Genomic DNA, 18,120 nt, shown 5'->3' on the forward strand with positions numbered 1-18,120 from the left:
GGGTTTCGTCATTTAGGGGCGGGTGATCGCGTGGCTGAACGCGTTGTGAAGGTCCGCCTTTCAGCTCAGGTTGCTGAGTATACGAAGGGGATGCAGGAGGCCGCTGAGGCTACCCGCGGTGTTGGTTCGCAGGGCGAGAAGTTGGCGCAGACGAAGAAGGCCATGGAGACGCTTGGGCGGTCCGGTGTTGTCGCGGGCGGCCTGCTCGCGGCGGGCATCGGTGTCGCGATCAACGCGTACGCACAGTTCGACCAGGCCATGTCGTATGTCATCGCTACGGGTCAGGATGCTGCGGATAGTCAGGATGCTCTCCGTGAGGCTGCGCTTGAAGCGGGTGCTTCGACGGTGTTCTCCGCGACTGAGTCGGCGAACGCTATAGAGGAGCTCGCTAAGGCTGGCATCTCGGCGTCGGACATTCTTGGTGGCGGTCTTGCTGGTGCGCTTGACCTTGCTGCGGCTGGTGGTCTGGGTGTTGCGGAGGCTGCGGGCATCGCGGCTACGACGATGCAGCAGTTCCAGCTCAAGGGCGAGGACGCGTCTCACGTAGCCGATCTCCTCGCCGCTGGTGCCGGTAAGGCGATGGGTGATGTCACCGATATGGGTGCGGCTTTGAACCAGGCCGGTCTTGTTGCGTCCCAGTTTGGGCTCTCTGTCGATGAGACGGTCGGCACGCTGTCGGCTTTTGCCTCGGCGGGAATGCTCGGATCTGATGCTGGTACGTCGATGCGGACGATGCTGCTGCGTCTGGCGAACCCGACGGAGGAAGTCAAGACCCTGATGGCGAGTCTCGGGCTCGAGGCCTATGACGCTTCGGGGCAGTTCATCGGCCTGTCTGGGTTGGCCGGCGAGCTGTCGTCTTCGCTTGCTGGGATGACGCAGCAGCAGAAGGACACGACCCTGGCAATGATTTTCGGCCAGGACGCTATTCGTGGCGCGAACATCCTGCTGCGCGAAGGTGAGTCCGGTATCAAGGACTGGACTTCTGCGGTCGATGACCAGGGGTATGCGGCTGAGACTGCGGCGAAACGTCTCGACAACCTGATGGGTGATTGGGAAGCGTTCACCGGTGCGCTCGAGACAGCGTTCATTCAGATGGGGGCAGGCGCTGATGGCCCTCTGCGTGCTCTGGTTCAGGGCCTCACTGGTTTGGTTGAGGGGTTCACTGAGCTCCCCGAATGGGTGCAGCAGGGGACGTTGGTCCTCGGCGGTGTTCTGGCGGCGATCGGTCTCGTAGGTGGCGGCGCTCTCCTGGCGATCCCGAAGATCGTCGAGTTCCGTATCGCCATGCAGACGCTGGGCCTCACATCCGCGTCGACGAAGGGTGCACTGTCTTCTGCTGCGGCTTTCATGGGTGGCCCGTGGGGTATCGCCATCGGCGTCGCGGTTGCCGCTGCCGCCGTGTGGATCTCGACGAACCAGCGGATGGCGTCTGCTGCTGCTGAGTTGCGAGACACCCTCGATGAGTCGACGGGCGTGCTCACCGACTACTCGCGTGAGTTGATCGCGAAAAAGTTGCAGGAGGGCGGCGCGTACGACGCGGTGAGGGATCTGGGTATCAGCCAGAAGGAGCTCACGGATGCCGTCTTTGAGGGCGGTAGCGCGTACGAGGATCTGATGGAGCGTATGCGCGGTGCGCATGACGAGTCGTTGGGCTTCAACTCCACTCTCGGTAACGCGATCAATACGGTGCGCGAGCTCGGCGTCAATATTGAGGACGCGAAGGCTGGTCACGAGAACCTTGCTGCGGCGACGGCGGACTCGACTGAGGCTGCTGAGGGTTCGATGGGCGCTGCGGAGGGTCAGCAGGAGGCGTTGGGGTCTCTGGCTCTCGCGGCTGGGGATGCTCAGCAGCAGGTCAGTGATCTGGCTGATTCGATCCGTAACTTCGGTTCGGCGCAGTTCGATGTGGAACAGGCCACGATCTCTTTCCACGACGCTGTCGCTGGTCTCGACGAGGCGTTGCAGGGCGGGTCTGCGTCACTGGATGTGACGACTGAGGCGGGGCGCAACACGCTCGGCGCGATGCTCGATGTTGCGAAGTCGACGAACGACTATGCGGCTTCGGTTTCGTTCATGGGTGGTTCGACGGAGGCGGTTCAGGGGATCCTTGACGCTGGTCGTCAGAAGATCATCAACACGCGGATTGCGTTGGGTGATTCTGAGCAGGCGGCGCGTAATTATGCGAACCAGCTTGTTGCTACCCCGGAGGCCATTTCTACGCAGGTCAACCTGAATGGTGCTGATGAAGCGCAGCGTCGGGTGGAGGCTTTCCAGGCTTCGCTGAATCGGATCGCGCCGCAGAAGACGGTGACGCTGAACATGATCCAGCAGTACGGGCCGCTCAAACCGAGCGCGTTCCCGGACTCCGCGAACGGCAACCTATTCGACTACCAGCGGGGAATGACCGAGGCCTTCGCTAACGGCGGTTTCGCCACGGGGATCTACGCCGGTCGCCCTGGTGGGCGGCAGAAGTTTGCTGAGCCGGAGACCATCTGGGAGGCGTACATCTCGGGGAAGCCGGATCAGCGGGACCGGAACATTGGGATCGCGTACGACGCCCTCAATCGGCTCGGCGCTTCTCCGCAGGGGCAGGTGTCGTTCCCGGATCGCATCACGCTTGTGGATGAGAACGGTTCGATTCTGACGCAGGCGCGTGTGATTGCGAGTAGTGCGGTCGCTGCGGATACTGCGTCGCGACGTCGCGGGTTTGGTCAGGGGGTTTCGCGTGGCTGAAATTGCCTTGGATATCCGGGCCGCTGAGGCTGGTCGGGGTCCGTCTGTTGAGGTGCTGGTCACTGACCTGTCGGGGGTTTCTTCGATCACGGTGACTCGCACGTCACGGAACCGGTCTATGCAGGTGCGTGGCATGGTGCGTCTGCCGGTTTCGGGGGCTGTGTCTCGCATCGATTTCGAGGTTCCGTTCAATGCGGTGGTTTCGTACCGTGCGGAGTTGTTCGATGGGGCTGGGGTGTCGCTCGGTTTCACTGATCCGGCGGTTCTTGGCGAGACGTTCTCGGGGCTAGCGCCGTCTGAGGAGTTGTTGCCGGGTTCGTTGTACCCGGAGGAGTCGCTGGCGGGCGCGGGCGTGATCTCGCCGTTCACGTGGATGCATAACCCGTTGGCGCCTGAGGGTGCTGTGCGGGTGTCGATGTCGGACAGTGCTGCTGCGGAGATCTCGCGGCCGACGCCTGGTGCTGTGGTGTATCCGCGGGGCCGGCGTGTGGGCGTGATGGTCAGCGAGCCCCGCCGGGGGTTGTCGGGGTTCGTTGCGGACGTGTACTGCGATTCGCTTGAGGACGCTGACCGCGTGCAGGCGATGCTTGGCGACTACAACACGACGACTGTCCCTGTGCTGTGCATCCGTCCCGGGCTGGACTTCAATGCTCGGATCACGGCTCCTCTGTTCCTCGGTGTCAGCGACATCGTGGAGGAGGGACTGACGGTTCGGTGGGGTGGATCAGACCTGATTCAGCGGATCAGCGGTGACGAAGTGTCCCCGCCGGTGCCTGGGCTGTTCATCCCGCTGCTGACATACGCAGACCTGAACGCGTACTACTCCACGTATGCGGCGTTCAACAGTGATAACGCTTCGTATCTTGCGGCGTCGCGTCGTTATGAGTTGGCGGGGTCTGCGGATGCGTGAGGGTACTGCGGCGCTTGTTGATGCGTTGTCTGGGTCGTTCACGGTTGAGACGGTGTGTGACGTGTTTCGTGGCACGGATCGGGTGTTGCAGGATCAGCGGTTCACTGGTTGGTCGTTGTCGGGTGACATGAATTCGGCGGTGAAGTATTCGGGTTCTGGGACGTTGGTGATTCCGTCTGTGGCGGGGGAGTCGGCGGTTCCGAATGGGACGTCGGGTACGTTGTCGCCGTTTGGTGCGGTGTTGACGATCAGTGTGGTGGTGTCTGCGGGCCGGTTTTCGGAGCGGGTGCTGTTGGGCTGGTTCAAGGTGACTGCGGTGACGGATGCTGCCGATTCGGTTGCGGACGTGAACGGGATTTCGACGGTTATTGCTTCGTCTGTGACGGTTGAGTTTCGTTCGCTGGATGAGCGGATCAAGCGGGCAGGGTTTCGTTCGCCGGAGCAGCCTTCGTCGGAGACGACGTGTTGGGCGGAGTTGCGGCGTATCGGGATTCTTCCGGTGAAGGAGTCTCTCCCGGATGTGGTGGTTCCGTCTGGTTTGACGTGGACGGCTGAGAAGGGGAAGCGGCTTGAGGCTGCTGAGACCCTTGCTGCCGCGCTGGGTGGTGTTCTGATTCCTACGTCTGATGCGCGGATCACGGTCGCCCCGAACGTGGGTGACGTGGTGATGACGCTCGAGCTCGGTGAGTACGGGACCGTGCTGGATGTTGGGCACTCGGTGGAGTCCGATGATGTGCCGAACGAGGTCATCGGGGTCTACGAGGCCGCGGATGGCACACCGATCTATGCGCGGGCGGTTGCGACGGGGGCTCTGGGTGAGGACGACGTGCATACGGCGTATCACTCGTCCCCTGAGGTGACGGATCAGGCGTCGGCGGATCTCGCGGTGGAGCGTGAGCTTGCCCGTGCGATTCGTGCTCAGTATGTGGATCGCCGCGTGGTGTGTGTGATGAACCCGCTGGTGGAGATCGGTGACTTCGTTGAGGTGGTCGGTTGGGATCGGCCGTTGTCGGGTCAGGTGCGTCAGACGGATATCTCTGATGAGGCGACGATGACGGTCACGATCCGGGAGGTGCTTTCCCTGTGACGACGTTTGAGCAGGACATTGCCCGGTCGATTCAGTCGATTCCTCGGGTGCAGTCGTTCACGGGCGTGTTCTTCGACATGGATGGTGACCTTGCACTGGTCAACCTGAATGGCACGCAGATCGCTGTGAAGTGTGACGGTTGGACGCCGCCGGTGCAGGGCATGAACGTGCGCTTGCAGGTGACGGACGGGGTGCCTCGCGTTGTGGGGCCGGCGCAACCGTTGCCGACTGACGGGGTGATCAAGTTTGTTACGGGCGACATTGCCACGGTGACGGTTGCCACGACCGATTACCAGATGCGTTTCCTGGGCACCGCTCCGACGTCTGGTGACACGGTCGTCATTGACTGGCAGTCGCGGACCGTGTTGGGGAAACCTGGCACGTATGCGCCACCACTGCCGCCTGTTGAGCCGCCGCCGATCGTGCCGCAGCCTCAACCTTTCGCGAACCTGCTGGTGCAGGCGAACGGGTCGGGCAGGTATCAGACCTCGTGGTGGGGTGATTCGCCGTGGGCATCGAACAACAACGACGGCATCTGGACGTACGGCGAGGCTGTGCGTCAGGCGCTGGCCGGTGCATGGAACATCGGCGCGGAGATCTACCTGCCGCTGATCCAGCAGGTCGGTAACGCGGCCTACGCGCTGCACCCTCACGGGTCTATCCCCGGTGGTCCACCAACCCTGCTCGAGGTTACGGGTATGCCTGCCCGGTCTGGCTGGGTGCGGCTTCCTTCCGGTTGGGGGGAGTGGTTGCGGGACAACACGGGCGGTATCGGTGTGACCGCGCCCGGCGGTGGTTTCAACAAATGGCGGGGTCGTTATGGCCCCGAACGTGACGACCTTTCTGGCGCACTGCGGTTCTCCGGAACCCGATGACTTTAGGAGATTCGAATGGCTAGCACCGGAACTGACGCCACCTATGGGACGCCGACGTGGACGAACGCTCAGGCCCCTGACTTTGGGCCGGACCTTTCGGAGGCTGCTCGCGCGGCGGCGCGTTCGGGGAACCTCCGGGTGGGGCCAACTTCGGAACGCACCGCAGTGTCGGGTTCTTCGGCACGTGAGGGCATCTACTGGTCTGACACGACGAACGGGGAACTGTACCGCCGTGCTGGCGGAGCTTGGGGCCTCGTTCCAGGTGCGCGCATCGTCTTCGGGCATGCGGGTAAGACGGCCGGGTTCCAGAACATGTCTGGCGGTCAGGTTGCGACGGTCGCGTTGCAGGACTCGTCGGGCGGGATGACCCTCACCGACAACGGCCTGATCATGCCGGTAACCGGCCGGTACCAGGTGAACGCACGCTTCTACTACTCCGGTCCGGGCGGCGGCACGGTGCGCGGCGACCTCTATGTGAATGGGGCATCGCGTGTGCAGGGCCGCACGTATAAGGAAGCGCTCGAGGACGCGACGGTGGCGCTGAGCCAGATCATGCTCCTCGCTGCTGGCGACAAGTTGCAGTTGTGGTCGAACTACGGGAACTCGACGTGGGGCACGGACGGCTACGACGGCACCTACGTGGAGGCCCTCCGCATCGCGTAATCACGCACCACCTGTTCTACCGCCCTCGGCAATCGCCGGGGGTTTCGTCGTTGAAAGGGCCTCCTCATGGGTGTCGATGGGATCGCTGCGGGGCGGACGCTCCTCAGCTACAGGAACATCCAGGCGGGCATGTGCCTGCATTACGTCTGGCAGGCGTACAAGGCCCACGGTGCGAGCGTGAGCGGGTCGTGGCCGACCGCGTACGCGGCGTGGCTGAGCACCCCCGGCAAGCACCCCGGAGACCGTAACCCGCCCGCGGGCGTGCCGGTCTGGTGGGGGAGGCGCAACGGGGACGGCGGCACCCCGAACGACCGTGCCGGCGATGTCGTCATCAGCCTCGGCGGAGGACGTGTCGCCTGCACTGACTACCCCGGGTGGAGCCAGACCGGCTCATGCACCATCGCTGAACGCGAACGTCAGATCGGGCGCCCCTACCTCGGGTGGACCGAGACGATCCTCGGCTACCCCATCGACCAGGCCCAACCGGCGTCTGGCGGCAACGCGACACCATTCCCTCAGGAGGACAACATGGCATTCGACGCAGAAGAGAAGAAGCACCTCGACATCATCGCGGAGAACATCGTGCTGGCTGTCGCCGCTCGCCTCCCCATGCATGTGTGGGGTTACCAGATCGACGCGCAGACGCCTGATGGGCGGAACGCGGGCGTCAAGTACCCTGCTGCCGGGTTCATCGCCTCGACGTCGGCGACCGCACTTGCCGCGCGCACAGACATCAGCAAGATCTCCGCCGGTGCCGTCGACGTTCCGAGCCTCGCTGCCGAGCTGCGGGATGCTCTCGCGCCGGACATCGTGAAGGCTCTCGGCACTGCACTTCTGAACGGCTGATGTTCAGCAGGTTGTACCGGGCGAGCATCTGGCATCCGGAAGCGCATTCGATGGTGCGGGTGCAGAAACGTTTCCGCCCCGTGTTCCGCATCGGCCTTCCCGTCTTCGACGTGGTGTTGATCGCCTTCAGCGTGTTCGGTGTGGTGTTCGGTTCGAACGCGGTACGTGAGTTCACTGCCGCATGGTTCAGCCCTCTCCTCGCCGCCGGCATCGGCGTGTCTGCGCTCACCGCGCTGGCCGGGCTCGTGTTCCAACGGTTCAAACTCGAGCTCACATCCAAGTTCGTCTTGGGTTCGTGTCTCACGTTGTACGTGGTATTCCTCATCGCGTCGGCGACAGTGCGTACGAGCTCGGCCGCGTTGTCGGCTGCTCTTGCCGTGACAGCTCTCATCGTCCTCACGTTGAGGGTCTTCGATCTCATTGACGAAGTGGCACGGCAGGAGGGTGATGAGTGAGCGATCAGGTACTTGTAGCGATCATCTCGACCCTCGGGCTTGTGGCTGTTGCGTTGGTGGGGCGGCAGCAGATCACGAAGGTGGTTCGCCGGCGTCGGGCGCGTCGTGTTGCGTCGGGGGAGTCTCCGAAGGATGCGGCGCGTGCTGAACAGGCGGACGCGGCTCTAGCCGATTACCAGAACGACCCGGCGGCGTTCGTTGACCGGGTGTTGACGGATAACGCGCAGAAGCATGAAGAGATACAGGAGTTGCGGGAGCAGCGCAGGGCGGACCGTGAGGAGATGCTCGCGGCGATCGCTGAGCTTCGTCAGGAAGTGACGGAGTTGAAGAACGCGGATACCCGTTTCCGTGGCGCGTTGTCTCGGTGGTTGCGTGACGTGTTCACCCAGTGGGGGTCGGCGACTCATATGCCGCGTCCTGGTGAGGAAGACGAACCGATCCTGCGGCCCGTGTTGCCGTGGGGTCTCAGCCCCTTCAACTAACCCACCCCCAAACCATCCCGCGCCGTCCACATGGGCGGCGCTTTCTAGTTCCCGGAGGAACACATGAAGCTCTACGCCAAATCCCTGCTCTACGTCCTCCTAGCCGTCGCCGGCGTTCTCGTCACGGCGATGGCCGACGACATCGTCACCACCGAGGAACTCATCAACCTGGGCGTCATCGGCCTCGGCGCGGTTCTCGTGTACGCGGTCCCCAACTTCCCCTCGAACGTGGGCGCCTACGCGAAGACGATCATTGCGTTCGCCACGGCTGCTCTTGTGTCACTGCTGTCGTTCCTCACGGACGGCGTCACAGGTGCCGAGTGGCTGCAAATCGCCATCGCTGCGTTCGCCGGCATTGGGGTCTTCATCGTGCCCAACGAGGGAGCCACGAACTCGGAGCGGATCGTGAACGTCAAGCTCAAGGCCGACACCACCGATTTTGTCGCTGGCCTGAAAGCTGCGCGCAAGGCGGCTCAGTAACCCGATGGGCCGCGTCTGCCTCCTCGCCGTGGTAGCCGCGGCCCTCGTTCTTCTTCTCTCACCCTCCGACCCTGTGGAGTAACCAATGGCATACACGAAGCAGTCGTGGGTGAACAACGACCCCACCAAACCCCTCTCAGCGACCCGACTCAACAAGCTCGAGACCCAGTACGACGAAGCAATCTCCCAGGTCGCTACCGACGTCGCGAACGATGCGTCCGCGATCGGAGGGGCGCTAAGTGCCAAGATTGATGCAGTCGTAGCGCCGATCGTTGCGGGCGGGTCGGCGCTCGATCGGTACGCCGGGGACGGTATCGCTGCACTCGGCGACTCGATCACCGCGAACTACGGAAACTCGACCACCACTGCTACGGACGGGCACGTCACCTACGGCCTTCTCGCCGCAGGCGCGCCCGTCTCCTTCCGGGGGGCATTCGCCGCTGGGGGACGAACGATACAGCAGCTCGTGTCGGAGGGGTTCGTTGACCAGATCCTCGCACTGTCCCCGCTTCCGGCGGTCGTGCACGTGCTGGCCGGTACCAATAACCTGCCGACCCTCCGTCTCGCGCGGGATCTCGCCGATTACGCAAGCATCTGCGACACGTTTGCTGCTGCTGGCATCAGGGTGATCGTGTGCGCCGTACCCCTCCGCGCAGACAGCACGGCGGCGAACGCGCAGGCCGACGTATGGAACCGTGCGCTCCTCCGATTCGCGGGAAAGTGTGGTTACGACTTCGTCGCTTACAACGAGACGCTCACGGACCCGGCTACTGGTCTCTTCCGGACGGCCCTCGCGCAGACCGACAACGTCCACCCCTCATACCTGGGGACAAAGCGGATGGGCGCGAAGCTCGGTCCTGTCCTGTCGCGGATGTTCCGGAACCTCGTGCCCCCGCTTCCCACGCGCGCGGGTGAGATCGGGAACCTCCTCGGCGTCACAGGCATGTTCCTCACCGACAGCAAGAACGGCGGTAACGAGATCGCCGGCGACGGCATCGCTGACGGCTGGCGGCGCTTCGGTACCTCCACGGTGACCTTCACCCGCACGACCGACTCGGACGGCTACGGGCACCAGCTCGTCTCGATCGACGCGGGCAGCGGCGGGACGATCAACCTCCAGACAAACATCGCTGACGCAACGTCATCGGCTTTCCCTGGCGACATCGTCGAATTCTGCGCGAAGATCAAAACGACGGGGTTCGAGGCAAACCTCGTGGCACCTTCAACAAGCGGTTCGGGTGGCACCGGACCCGCCTACTCGCTCGTCGTGGACTACAACACCTCCACCGGGTACAAGTCCCTGATCCGGGGGCCGTACTCGATGCACGCCGACTGCGACGGGGCGTTCTGGGCGAAGGTCGTTGTCCCCTCGGATGCGACCGGTGATCTGCGCGTCTCCATCCAGACAGTAGGCGCACCAGCCACGGCGACGATCACGATGGATATCTCGCGCATGGCACTCCGCAACCTGACCGCGCTCGCCTCCGACCGCGTGGTGGTCGACGCGGCGATGACGTCCGGGGCTGCCACCTTGACGTCAGCTACTGCGGCATTCACCGCGGCTGACGTGGGCAAGAAGATCCGGGTGCGCGGTGCAGGCGGAACCAATGTGACGTTGGTCACAACGATCGCCGCCTACAACAGCGCCACGCAGGTGACGTTGGCCACCAACGCTGCTGCCACGGTGTCCGCTGCCACGGCGTACATCGCACCTGGGGCGACGCCTACCCCCTAGGTGTTACTGGGCCTCAAGATAGGCAGCGAGCTGGTCAGCGACCTTCTGGTGCCCACCTTCGTTCGGGTGATAGCCATCCGCGAAGTCAGTTTCGACGTTCAGCCAACCGTCGGCGTTGCCATCGATCCATGTGACGCCAGAAGCAGCCGCCGCGGCCGACACGGCGCGGCGGCTGACGTCGTTCAGATCTGTTGGGGCGCCCGGGGAATCGAAAACACCGAGAGCGTAGATGCGAGCCTCGGGGAGTCCCGCACGGATCGCGGCGAATACTTCGTCGGCAGCCTGCCGGATCTCTTCTTCGCTGGCGCGGTAGTCATTGCTGCTCCCCTGCACCACAACAACATCGGGTGCGGCCTCGATCAGCGGCGCGACGCGCGACATGAAACGGGTGTTCTCGGGGAAGGTGTAGCCCGTTCCTCCCCCCGCGAAGATGTCGTACGGCCAGCCGATCTCGCGCGCGGTGCGTGCGGCATAACTGTTGTCGGGTCCGCCCCCGGGGACCCCCGCGCCGCCTGCCCAGGAGTCGCCTAGGAAGGCGATCGTGGTGACCGGCTCGCGTTCACTCCCGTAGCTGAACTCCGTCCGGATCGGGAGAGGGGCGGCGGTTGTCGGGGCGGATCGGTTCAGCGCGTATGCAGAGAGCGCCCCTGTGCCGACCACCAGCACGCCGACGATTGCCACCAGGAGCCAGTGCGAGACACCCCCAGTACTCCCGGCCCACCAGTTACCAGATGAACGACGTCGACGTTTCCCCATGCGCCGATCGTACCCAAACGTCCGACGCACACACTCGTGCGCAGATAGCGCCTGTCGCTAGTACGCTCCGATCATGCCTTGGAACGCGTACTACGCCGGACAAGAGATCGCCTCGGGCATCTCGCTGGAAGTTGTCGACAACCTGACCAGTCTGTACCTGCGGGCGGCGGACCAGCCAGAACCCTGGCTAGACATCCAGGGGCTCGACACAGACGACAACGTCGCCATCACGCGGGTCCTAGCATCCCGTCACATCCCGTTGTCGTTCCTACCATCCTGACTCCCGCGCGAAACAGAAACGCCCCCTCCGGGCTCGCCATCACGGCGGGTTCGAGGGGGCGTTTCGTCGTTGTGTCAGAGGCCGAAATCGGAGTCGTTCCAGAGCGGCATGGCCGAGTGCTTGTAGGACGGGTGGATCATGTTCAGCTTCGCCTTGAAGTCGTCCCAGTCCGTGGACAACCGCATCAGAGTGACGACACTCCCAAGGTGCTCTCGGAGCTTCGGGTAGCCAATGCTCTGCGTCAGATGCTGGAACATCTTCCCGGACTTCTTCTCGGACTTCTTCTGTGCGGCCTTCAGCTCTTCGCGCACGCCGGGCGCGAGACGATCGTAAATGACGTCGTTCGTGAGGACGCCGAAGTACTGCGGGCGGTGGACGGAAGCCGGGTCGTACGGGATGTTACGGAGCCGGAACATCTCGCGGTAGAACTCCGGCGGAAAGGTCTTCACCCACGGCTGCAGCTCCTTGGCGACGAATGCCTCAAGGATCTTCGAGAGTGCGTCCTTGGTGCGGAGCTCCTGGTAGCCGGTGGCCTCATCGACGAGTGCGATGATGCCGACATGGGCGAGTGCTCGGACAAGAATCTCGGCCTGCTGGGCGATGTGCCGCTGGTTCGGCGGGAGCGCGCCATCGGCGCGAGCAGCCAAGTAGATCTCACAGATCGTCGGGAGCAGATCGGCGCGGTACCCATTTGCCCGGACACCATTCGGAAGCTTGAACGAGATGGGCTGGGCCTGCTCGATCACATCGTCGGGGATGAATCGGCGAATCGACTTGGCGCGGAGAATCGGAGGCAGGGACTCATCGGATCCCTCGGCTCCCGGCACGCGCCGAGATCGTCCAATCGCGTGCAGCATGCTCGCCTGGGTGATGACGCGGGTTCCGTCGTCGAGGACGTAACACTCGACCGCCGCCTCGCCGATGCGCAGGGGGCTGTCAGGAGAGCCGGCGAGGACCTCGCGGACTTCGCCGCCGCCGCCCCAGCGAGCTTCAGCGGCTCTCTTAGCTGCGGCGGATCGTTCCGCGCTGCTCATCCGCGCCGCTCGTGCCGCGCCACCGGCCGCTCGTCCTGTGAGTTCGATTTCTGTGGTCATCGCTCGCCGCTCCGTTTCGGGTAATTATGCGTGCATGGAACTACTTTAGCACGCATCGGAGGGGGTATGCCTGCAAAAGCGGACCTGTTGCGGGGTTGCGGCTCGCCGAGGTAGCTTCTCTGTCCACGAACAGAAACGCCCCCGCCGCGGCGGCAACCGCGGGCGAGGGCTAGCCGACACCAGGACTAGCTGGAGACGACCATGCACCACCGTACCGCCGCGCGCCCGCTCATCGCACTCACCGAGACCGACGCCGCGATCACCACGTTCCTCGCCCGATACTCAAGCGACTCCCGCCGAACCTACCGGGCCATCATCGACCGGTTCCGGGCGTGGCACCCGGGCGACATCCTCCACGCCACTCGCGCCGAGCTCGAGCTGTACACGCACTACCTGCTCGAAGATCAGGGGCTGAAGAAGTCCACCGTCTACGTGTACCTGAGTGGGCTGTCGGTGTTCTACCGTGTGGCGGTCGCAGACGGGCGCATCCCGCAGGACCCGACCGTCATGGTGCGGCGCCCGAAGGTGTTCTACGACGACAACCGCCTGACACGCCTCACATCCCACGACGTCGAGAAGCTGCTCCTGCAAGCACAGGAACGATCCCCACAGCACACCGCACTCGTCACGCTCCTCGGGATGCTCGGGCTCCGCTGCTCCGAAGCGGTCGGCGTGCAGATCGAGGACTTCGCCGGGTACGAGCGCGGCCACCGGGTGCTGCACCTCGTCGGTAAGGGCGGGAAGCCAGCGACCATCCCGCTGCCGCCGATGGTGTTTCGGATCCTTGACCGTGCCGCCGGCGACAGAACGTCCGGGCCGCTGCTCACGACCCGCACGGGGCGACAGATGACCCGGCACGACGCATACCGCCGCATCGAGGTTCTGGGCCGTCACGCGGGCCTGGGGCACGTGCACCCGCACCAGTTGCGCCACGCTGCAGCGACATCCGCTCTCGACGCGGGCGTCAGCACCCGCGACGTGCAGGCATTCGGGCGGTGGTCAGACGCACGCATGGTCGACCGGTACGACCGGAACCGGCACAGCCTCGATCGGCACGCGGCCTACGCGCTCGCCTCGCACATGTCCGCGATCGCAGACAAGATCGCCTGAGGGTTAGAGAACCCGAATCGCCAGGAGCTCATAGCCGTCGGGGATCTTGGCTTGAAGGGCGGCCCGGTCATCAGCTTCGATCTCGCGGCTGCCCTCGCGGCGTGCGAACGTGCCGACGGACGAGAGGAGCATGGTGCCCTTAACCGGGTGCGCGGTGGACTTCACGAGGTCGAACCCGGCTGGCCGTAGCGCCTCGAGCTTGACCTGGATGTCCTCCAGCGACTCGCCCGTGACTTCTACGGTGCGGGTTTCGGTGGGGCGGATGGTCCCGATCAGCATCAGTCCAGCCTAGGAGCAGGGGGGAGCGGGGTTGCCCCGTTGTTCGGGATCCCGCGCCGGTACTGCCCCACCGGCACCCACTGCTCAGCACCAGGGATGCCGCGTAACGCTTCAGCGAGGGTGCGGGTGTGTTCGTCGAACCCGTGGTACCCGGACCATGTGCCGGCGACCTTGGCGAGGATGTCCGTCCGATGCCCAGCCGCCGCGATGAGCTCGTCGACCGCCGCACGCGGGTCCTTGTCGTACCGGTGTTGGGAGCAGATCGTCGACAGGTGGATGTCGAGCATCGTGTCGGGGGATAGCGTCACGTCGGGGATGGTACGCCGCGCCACGGACAAATGTCCGGAGCCCTACCCAGAATGAGGGCATGCCCACCGTCCAAGATCTCCTGACCTTCGAACGTCATCACCCACGCGCGACAAGCGGCAAGAACGAGCTCATCCGCAACGAACTCGGCATCGCGCCAGCGGTCTACTACCGGGACCTGCTGCGTGCCGCACAGTCGCTCGAGGGGTGGGAGTACGACACGTTCACGGCTGACCGGGTGATCATGCGGGTCAAGTTCGCGAGGGATCGACGTGCGACCTGGCTGGGTTCCGGAAGATCCTGAATCGGATCGGCTTCACTTTCGGCTACACCCGGAAGTAGCCTGTGACCTGGGAAACCTACTCCCGCTTGTGCCCCCGACTGGAATCGAACCAGCGACCTTTGGTACCGGAAACCAACGCTCTATCCCCTGAGCTACGGAGGCGGACTGAACGAGGCTACCACCGGCCGCGCCGCTCGCCCGTCACCCGGGCGGCTCGCAGCATCCGTCAGATGACGGGGTCGGAGTCTGCGGCGGGTTCACCCTCGTCGGTGATGGTGCCGGTCGGTTCCGCGTCATCCACGGTGTGGTGGGTGCCGAGCTCGTCGGCGAGAGCGCGTCCTTGGTCGACGGCCTCCTCCTTGCTCGAGAAGCTCGCCGACAGTTCGGGGCGCCCCTCGACGTAGTTCTCCCACTGACCGCGGTTCGAACGGGTGTGCACTTCGTCTTGAGCCATGACGGCAGTCAACTCCCCTTGCGCCGGGGAGTCATCGCCCTTGACACGGAGCGGCCGGAATACCGCTCGAAGGGCCGTCGTTGCCAGCCGTGTGACGTTCGATCCCGCGATGCTCGAGAGCGTGCTCTCGTCGCTCGACGTTCGGCTGGGCGAAACGCGACAGCGATCCCTGGCGGCCGGGGAACGTGTCGGCGTCGATCGCGGCGTCCTGACGCTCGTCTACGTCGTCGCGGGAGAGATCACCGGGGATGCATCCACCGAGACCGCCTGCGCGGTCGATGTCTCCGAGGGTGCCGCGTCGCTGTGCACGACCCGCACCCTTCTCGCCGGCGACGCGTTCCTCTCCTTCGGGCGGCACGAAGCGTCGCTGACGTCGACCTCTGGCGCGAGGCTGATGACGGCGGAGGTGCAGGTGACCTCCCCGAACGCCGTCGGGTCGCTGCCGGGCGTGATCTTCGTCACGGGATTCGCGCGGCTGGAGCCGGCGGCGGCCGCGCTGGCGGCGCAGCTCGGTCCGGGGGACGGCGACGCGACGCGAGCCGGCGACCCCATGGTCTGCCGGCTCATGGTGACGACCGTGCTGCTGTCGGTGATCCGGGCGTGGGCCGACCACGACACCGCATCACGGATCCCGCTCACGACCGGCGACGACTACCTCGACCGGGTGGCGGCGGCCGTGCGCGACGACCCGGGGCGGCTCTGGACGGTGGACGCGCTCGCGACCATCGGCGCCATGTCGCGCACGGTGCTGTCGGAGCGGTTCCGCGCCGCCTTCGGCCGTTCTCCGGCGAGCTACGTCACCGAGGTGCGTATGCGTCGCGCCCAGGAGCTGCTCCAGGCGGGACGCAGCGTGTCGGAGACCTCGCGCGCGTTGGGGTACGCATCCGACGAGGGGTTCAGCCGAGCCTTCCGCCGCCACGTCGGCGTCGTGCCGTCATCGTGGCGCACCGGTCGTCGCGGAGGCGTCGCGGTCTGAGATCGGGCGGGGCGGTGCGGCTGCCCCCGCGGTGGCTCAACGCTTGCCTACCTCATCTCGTGTCGACGCGCGGTTCGCCGCCCCGAAGAGGGCGGAGCCGACGAGCAGCAGCACGATGCCGATGACGTAGTTCGCCTCGACGCCGAGACTGTCGACGAGCACACCACCGAAGCCCGCCGCCAGCACGATGGCCCCCTGGAACCCCACGACGACGAGGCTCCCGCCCGCCTCGAGCCGGTCGGGCATCCGGTGACCGACCCACGCGTTGACGATGATCAGCCACGAGGCGAAGAACATGCCCCAGACGAACACGGCGGCACCGATCGCCACGACCGCTCCGGGCAGCAGCAGAACGCCGACCACCGCGACGGCCATGGCGACGGGTGCGAAGACGCCGAAGAACGCGAACGAGCGGTCGATGACCAACCCGATCACGATGTTGCCGACCAGGCCGCCCGCGCCGAAGAGCGCGAGGAGCACCACGACGGTGCCCGCGTCGACGTCGGGCGTGCGCTCCAGGGCCAGCCGGATGTAGGTGTACGCGAGGAAGTGGCCCAGCACGATGAGCACGTGTCCGGCGAGTCCGAGCCCGACGCCGCGTCGGCGCACGGTGTCGACGAGGATCCGGATGCTGGCGGCCTGGGTCGCCGGCACGCTCGGCAGCGAGACGCGGAGCGGAATGGCCAGGAGCGCGGTGGCGACCCCGATGATGAGGAACGTCGCCCGCCAGTCGGCCAGCTCGCTCAGCACGACGCCGAGCGGAACGCCGGCGACGGTGGCGAGAGACATGCCCGCGGAGGTGAACATCACCGCGCGACCGACCCGCTCGGGGCCCGCCACGTGCGCGGCCACGGTGATCGACATCGCCCAGAAGGCGCTGATGGCGGCGCCGAGGAGGAAGCGCGCGAGCAGCACGAGCACGAGGTTGGGCGCTATCGCCGCGAGCACTCCCGACGCCCCCGCCGCCAGGGCCATCACGACGAGAAGGGTTCGACGGTCGAGTCTGGGGAAGATCAGCCCGACCGTCGGGGCGACGACGAGACCCACGAGCGCGGTGACGGTGACGGTCTGGCCCGCCTGCCCCGGGGTGACCCCGAGCCCCTCCGCCATCTCGGTGAGCACGCCGTTCGGGAGGAATTCGGCGGTGACCAGCAGGAAGCTCATGAGCATCAGCGCGATGAGCGCGCCGTAGGGCATGCGCTTGGCTCCGGGGGCGACCTGGACGGGCACGGGGGAGGTCGTAGTCATTGGTCCACTCTCGCGGTCGCCGGTCATCCCCGCCCGACCGGACGTCCGCCGCATCCGACGATTCGTCCGTTCGCGTGCCCGCTGACATGCCGCAGAACGGGTCTTCCCCGGGGAGCCATCGCCCGGAACGCGGCACCTCGCAGACGCCGGTTCGGCGGCGCGCGAACACGTCGGAAACGCGTGCGAGGATTGCTCGGTGCAGCGCCTCGTTACCGCCGAACTCGACCTCGAGCTCGCAGCATCCGCCGACCTCATCTTTCAGATCACCGCGGCGTCGAACGTGCCGGTCTCGAGCGAGCAGCTGACCTTCACGCAGGGCGATCGTGTCTACACACCCACCGAGATCGTCGATCAATCGGGGAGTCGGCTGCACCGCTTCATCGGCGAGGCAGGAGCCCTCACGGTCCGCTACGACGCGACGATCTCGGGCCCGGCGGCGATCGGGCACACGAGCGACCTCGAGACCATCACCTACCTTCGCCCGAGCCGGTACTGCCAGTCCGACGAGGTGTTCGCCCAGGCGCGGCGTCAGTTCCGAGGTCTCACCGGCGTGGAGCTCGTCGACGCCGTCTCGCAGTTCGTCTCCGCGAGCGTCGTGTACACCCCCGGCCTCAGCCTCGGCACCGACAGCGCGGTGACGACGCTGATGACCGGCCAGGGCGTCTGCCGCGACTACGCGCACGTGGTGATCGCGCTGCTGCGCGCGATGGACGTGCCCGCCCGCTACGCCGCGTGCTTCGCGCCCGGACTCGAGCCGATGGACTTCCACGCGGTCGCCGAGGCCTACGTCGACGGGTCGTGGTACGTCATCGACGCCACGCGCCTCGCCGACCGGCGGTCGCTCGTGCGCATCGCGACGGGCCGTGACGCGGCCGACTGCGCCTTCCTCAGCTACCACGGCGCGAACCTCACGCTCGAGCGCATGCGTGTCGACGCGTGGGTCACGGATGCTGCGCCCGAGCCCGCCGACGATCACACGGCGCTCGTGCAGCTGGCCTGACCCGACCGAGCGCTCGTGCGTCGCTGATGCACGCGTTCCGGCCGAGACGCGCGGCCTGGCGTGATGTC

21 protein-coding genes and 1 tRNA gene are annotated in these 18,120 nt (G+C 65.4%); 15 read left to right on the forward strand and 7 right to left on the reverse strand.

Features of this window, described 5'->3' with window-relative positions; translation table 11 throughout:
• Window positions 1–30 precede the first annotated feature (30 nt).
• From DEU34_RS11250 to DEU34_RS11295, 10 genes are all read left to right on the forward strand, one after another.
• Window positions 31–2,733, forward strand: coding sequence for a phage tail tape measure protein (locus DEU34_RS11250; protein ID WP_147424061.1), 2,703 nt, complete (start codon window positions 31–33; stop codon window positions 2,731–2,733).
• On the forward strand, window positions 2,726–3,643 hold the full coding sequence (locus DEU34_RS11255) for a hypothetical protein (RefSeq protein ID WP_147424062.1): 918 nt from the start codon (window positions 2,726–2,728) through the stop codon (window positions 3,641–3,643). The genes DEU34_RS11250 and DEU34_RS11255 overlap by 8 nt, the downstream gene beginning before the upstream one ends.
• Window positions 3,636–4,730: a hypothetical protein gene (locus DEU34_RS11260; protein ID WP_147424063.1), complete on the forward strand. Its 1,095-nt coding sequence runs from the start codon at window positions 3,636–3,638 to the stop codon at window positions 4,728–4,730. The genes DEU34_RS11255 and DEU34_RS11260 overlap by 8 nt, the downstream gene beginning before the upstream one ends.
• The gene (locus DEU34_RS11265) at window positions 4,727–5,605 is read left to right on the forward strand and encodes a hypothetical protein (RefSeq protein WP_121150277.1); all 879 of its coding nucleotides are present in this window, start codon (window positions 4,727–4,729) and stop codon (window positions 5,603–5,605) included. Before DEU34_RS11260 ends, DEU34_RS11265 begins: the two co-directional genes overlap by 4 nt.
• A 15-nt stretch (window positions 5,606–5,620) precedes the next feature.
• Window positions 5,621–6,268 (forward strand): hypothetical protein, encoded by a 648-nt coding sequence (locus tag DEU34_RS16120; protein ID WP_147424064.1) that lies wholly within the window; start codon window positions 5,621–5,623, stop codon window positions 6,266–6,268.
• A gap of 66 nt (window positions 6,269–6,334) precedes the next feature.
• Window positions 6,335–7,114, forward strand: a complete 780-nt coding sequence (locus DEU34_RS16305; protein ID WP_183042449.1) for a hypothetical protein — start codon at window positions 6,335–6,337, stop codon at window positions 7,112–7,114.
• Window positions 7,114–7,569, forward strand: coding sequence for a hypothetical protein (locus DEU34_RS11280; RefSeq protein WP_121150281.1), 456 nt, complete (start codon window positions 7,114–7,116; stop codon window positions 7,567–7,569). Before DEU34_RS16305 ends, DEU34_RS11280 begins: the two co-directional genes overlap by 1 nt.
• Window positions 7,566–8,051, forward strand: a complete 486-nt coding sequence (locus DEU34_RS11285) for a hypothetical protein (RefSeq protein WP_121150283.1) — start codon at window positions 7,566–7,568, stop codon at window positions 8,049–8,051. The genes DEU34_RS11280 and DEU34_RS11285 overlap by 4 nt, the downstream gene beginning before the upstream one ends.
• Window positions 8,052–8,114: 63 nt before the next feature.
• A complete protein-coding gene (locus DEU34_RS11290) occupies window positions 8,115–8,531 on the forward strand; it encodes a hypothetical protein (RefSeq protein WP_121150285.1) in 417 nt (138 codons plus the stop codon).
• 109 nt (window positions 8,532–8,640) lie between these two features.
• Window positions 8,641–10,266: an SGNH/GDSL hydrolase family protein gene (locus DEU34_RS11295; protein ID WP_183042450.1), complete on the forward strand. Its 1,626-nt coding sequence runs from the start codon at window positions 8,641–8,643 to the stop codon at window positions 10,264–10,266.
• A 3-nt stretch (window positions 10,267–10,269) separates the two neighbouring features.
• Here the strand turns inward: DEU34_RS11295 and DEU34_RS11300 are convergent, their stop codons facing one another.
• Window positions 10,270–10,947: an SGNH/GDSL hydrolase family protein gene (locus DEU34_RS11300; protein WP_183042451.1), complete on the reverse strand. Its 678-nt coding sequence runs from the start codon at window positions 10,945–10,947 to the stop codon at window positions 10,270–10,272.
• Between the two features lie 148 nt (window positions 10,948–11,095).
• Between DEU34_RS11300 and DEU34_RS11305 the strand changes: the two genes are divergently transcribed.
• Entirely contained in the window at window positions 11,096–11,302 is a 207-nt protein-coding gene (locus DEU34_RS11305; RefSeq protein WP_121150290.1) for a hypothetical protein, read from the forward strand.
• Window positions 11,303–11,376: 74 nt separating this feature from the next.
• Here the strand turns inward: DEU34_RS11305 and DEU34_RS11310 are convergent, their stop codons facing one another.
• The gene (locus tag DEU34_RS11310; protein WP_121150292.1) at window positions 11,377–12,396 is read right to left on the reverse strand and encodes a P63C domain-containing protein; all 1,020 of its coding nucleotides are present in this window, start codon (window positions 12,394–12,396) and stop codon (window positions 11,377–11,379) included.
• A 201-nt stretch (window positions 12,397–12,597) separates the two neighbouring features.
• Here DEU34_RS11310 and DEU34_RS11315 point away from each other — a divergent pair, with 201 nt between their 5' ends.
• Window positions 12,598–13,506, forward strand: coding sequence for a tyrosine-type recombinase/integrase (locus DEU34_RS11315; RefSeq protein ID WP_121150294.1), 909 nt, complete (start codon window positions 12,598–12,600; stop codon window positions 13,504–13,506).
• A gap of 3 nt (window positions 13,507–13,509) precedes the next feature.
• Here DEU34_RS11315 and DEU34_RS11320 read toward each other — a convergent pair whose 3' ends face one another.
• Both DEU34_RS11320 and DEU34_RS11325 read right to left on the reverse strand, forming a co-directional pair.
• On the reverse strand, window positions 13,510–13,785 hold the full coding sequence (locus DEU34_RS11320) for a hypothetical protein (protein ID WP_121150296.1): 276 nt from the start codon (window positions 13,783–13,785) through the stop codon (window positions 13,510–13,512).
• A complete protein-coding gene (locus tag DEU34_RS11325; protein ID WP_147424065.1) occupies window positions 13,785–14,093 on the reverse strand; it encodes a hypothetical protein in 309 nt (102 codons plus the stop codon). The genes DEU34_RS11320 and DEU34_RS11325 overlap by 1 nt, the downstream gene beginning before the upstream one ends.
• A 59-nt stretch (window positions 14,094–14,152) precedes the next feature.
• Here DEU34_RS11325 and DEU34_RS11330 point away from each other — a divergent pair, with 59 nt between their 5' ends.
• Entirely contained in the window at window positions 14,153–14,395 is a 243-nt protein-coding gene (locus DEU34_RS11330; protein WP_121150300.1) for a DUF3263 domain-containing protein, read from the forward strand.
• A 68-nt stretch (window positions 14,396–14,463) separates the two neighbouring features.
• Here DEU34_RS11330 and DEU34_RS11335 read toward each other — a convergent pair.
• A tRNA-Arg gene (locus tag DEU34_RS11335) sits at window positions 14,464–14,536 on the reverse strand.
• A gap of 64 nt (window positions 14,537–14,600) precedes the next feature.
• Window positions 14,601–14,828 carry a DUF2188 domain-containing protein gene (locus DEU34_RS11340; RefSeq protein WP_121150302.1) on the reverse strand — a complete coding sequence of 76 codons (228 nt, stop codon included), beginning with the start codon at window positions 14,826–14,828 and terminating at the stop codon, window positions 14,601–14,603.
• Window positions 14,829–14,919: 91 nt separating this feature from the next.
• On the opposite strand from DEU34_RS11340, the gene DEU34_RS11345 reads away from it, so the two are divergent.
• Entirely contained in the window at window positions 14,920–15,804 is an 885-nt protein-coding gene (locus tag DEU34_RS11345) for a helix-turn-helix transcriptional regulator (protein WP_259460131.1), read from the forward strand.
• 36 nt (window positions 15,805–15,840) lie between these two features.
• On the opposite strand, the gene DEU34_RS11350 is transcribed toward DEU34_RS11345, so the two are convergent.
• Complete coding sequence (locus DEU34_RS11350; protein WP_121150304.1) at window positions 15,841–17,052, reverse strand: MFS transporter; 1,212 nt, start codon at window positions 17,050–17,052, stop codon at window positions 15,841–15,843.
• Window positions 17,053–17,248: 196 nt separating this feature from the next.
• Between DEU34_RS11350 and DEU34_RS11355 the strand changes: the two genes are divergently transcribed.
• Window positions 17,249–18,052 carry a transglutaminase family protein gene (locus DEU34_RS11355; RefSeq protein ID WP_121150306.1) on the forward strand — a complete coding sequence of 268 codons (804 nt, stop codon included), beginning with the start codon at window positions 17,249–17,251 and terminating at the stop codon, window positions 18,050–18,052.
• Window positions 18,053–18,120 lie beyond the last annotated feature (68 nt).

This window comes from Microbacterium sp. AG1240 (assembly GCF_003635115.1).
Classification (GTDB): domain Bacteria; phylum Actinomycetota; class Actinomycetes; order Actinomycetales; family Microbacteriaceae; genus Microbacterium.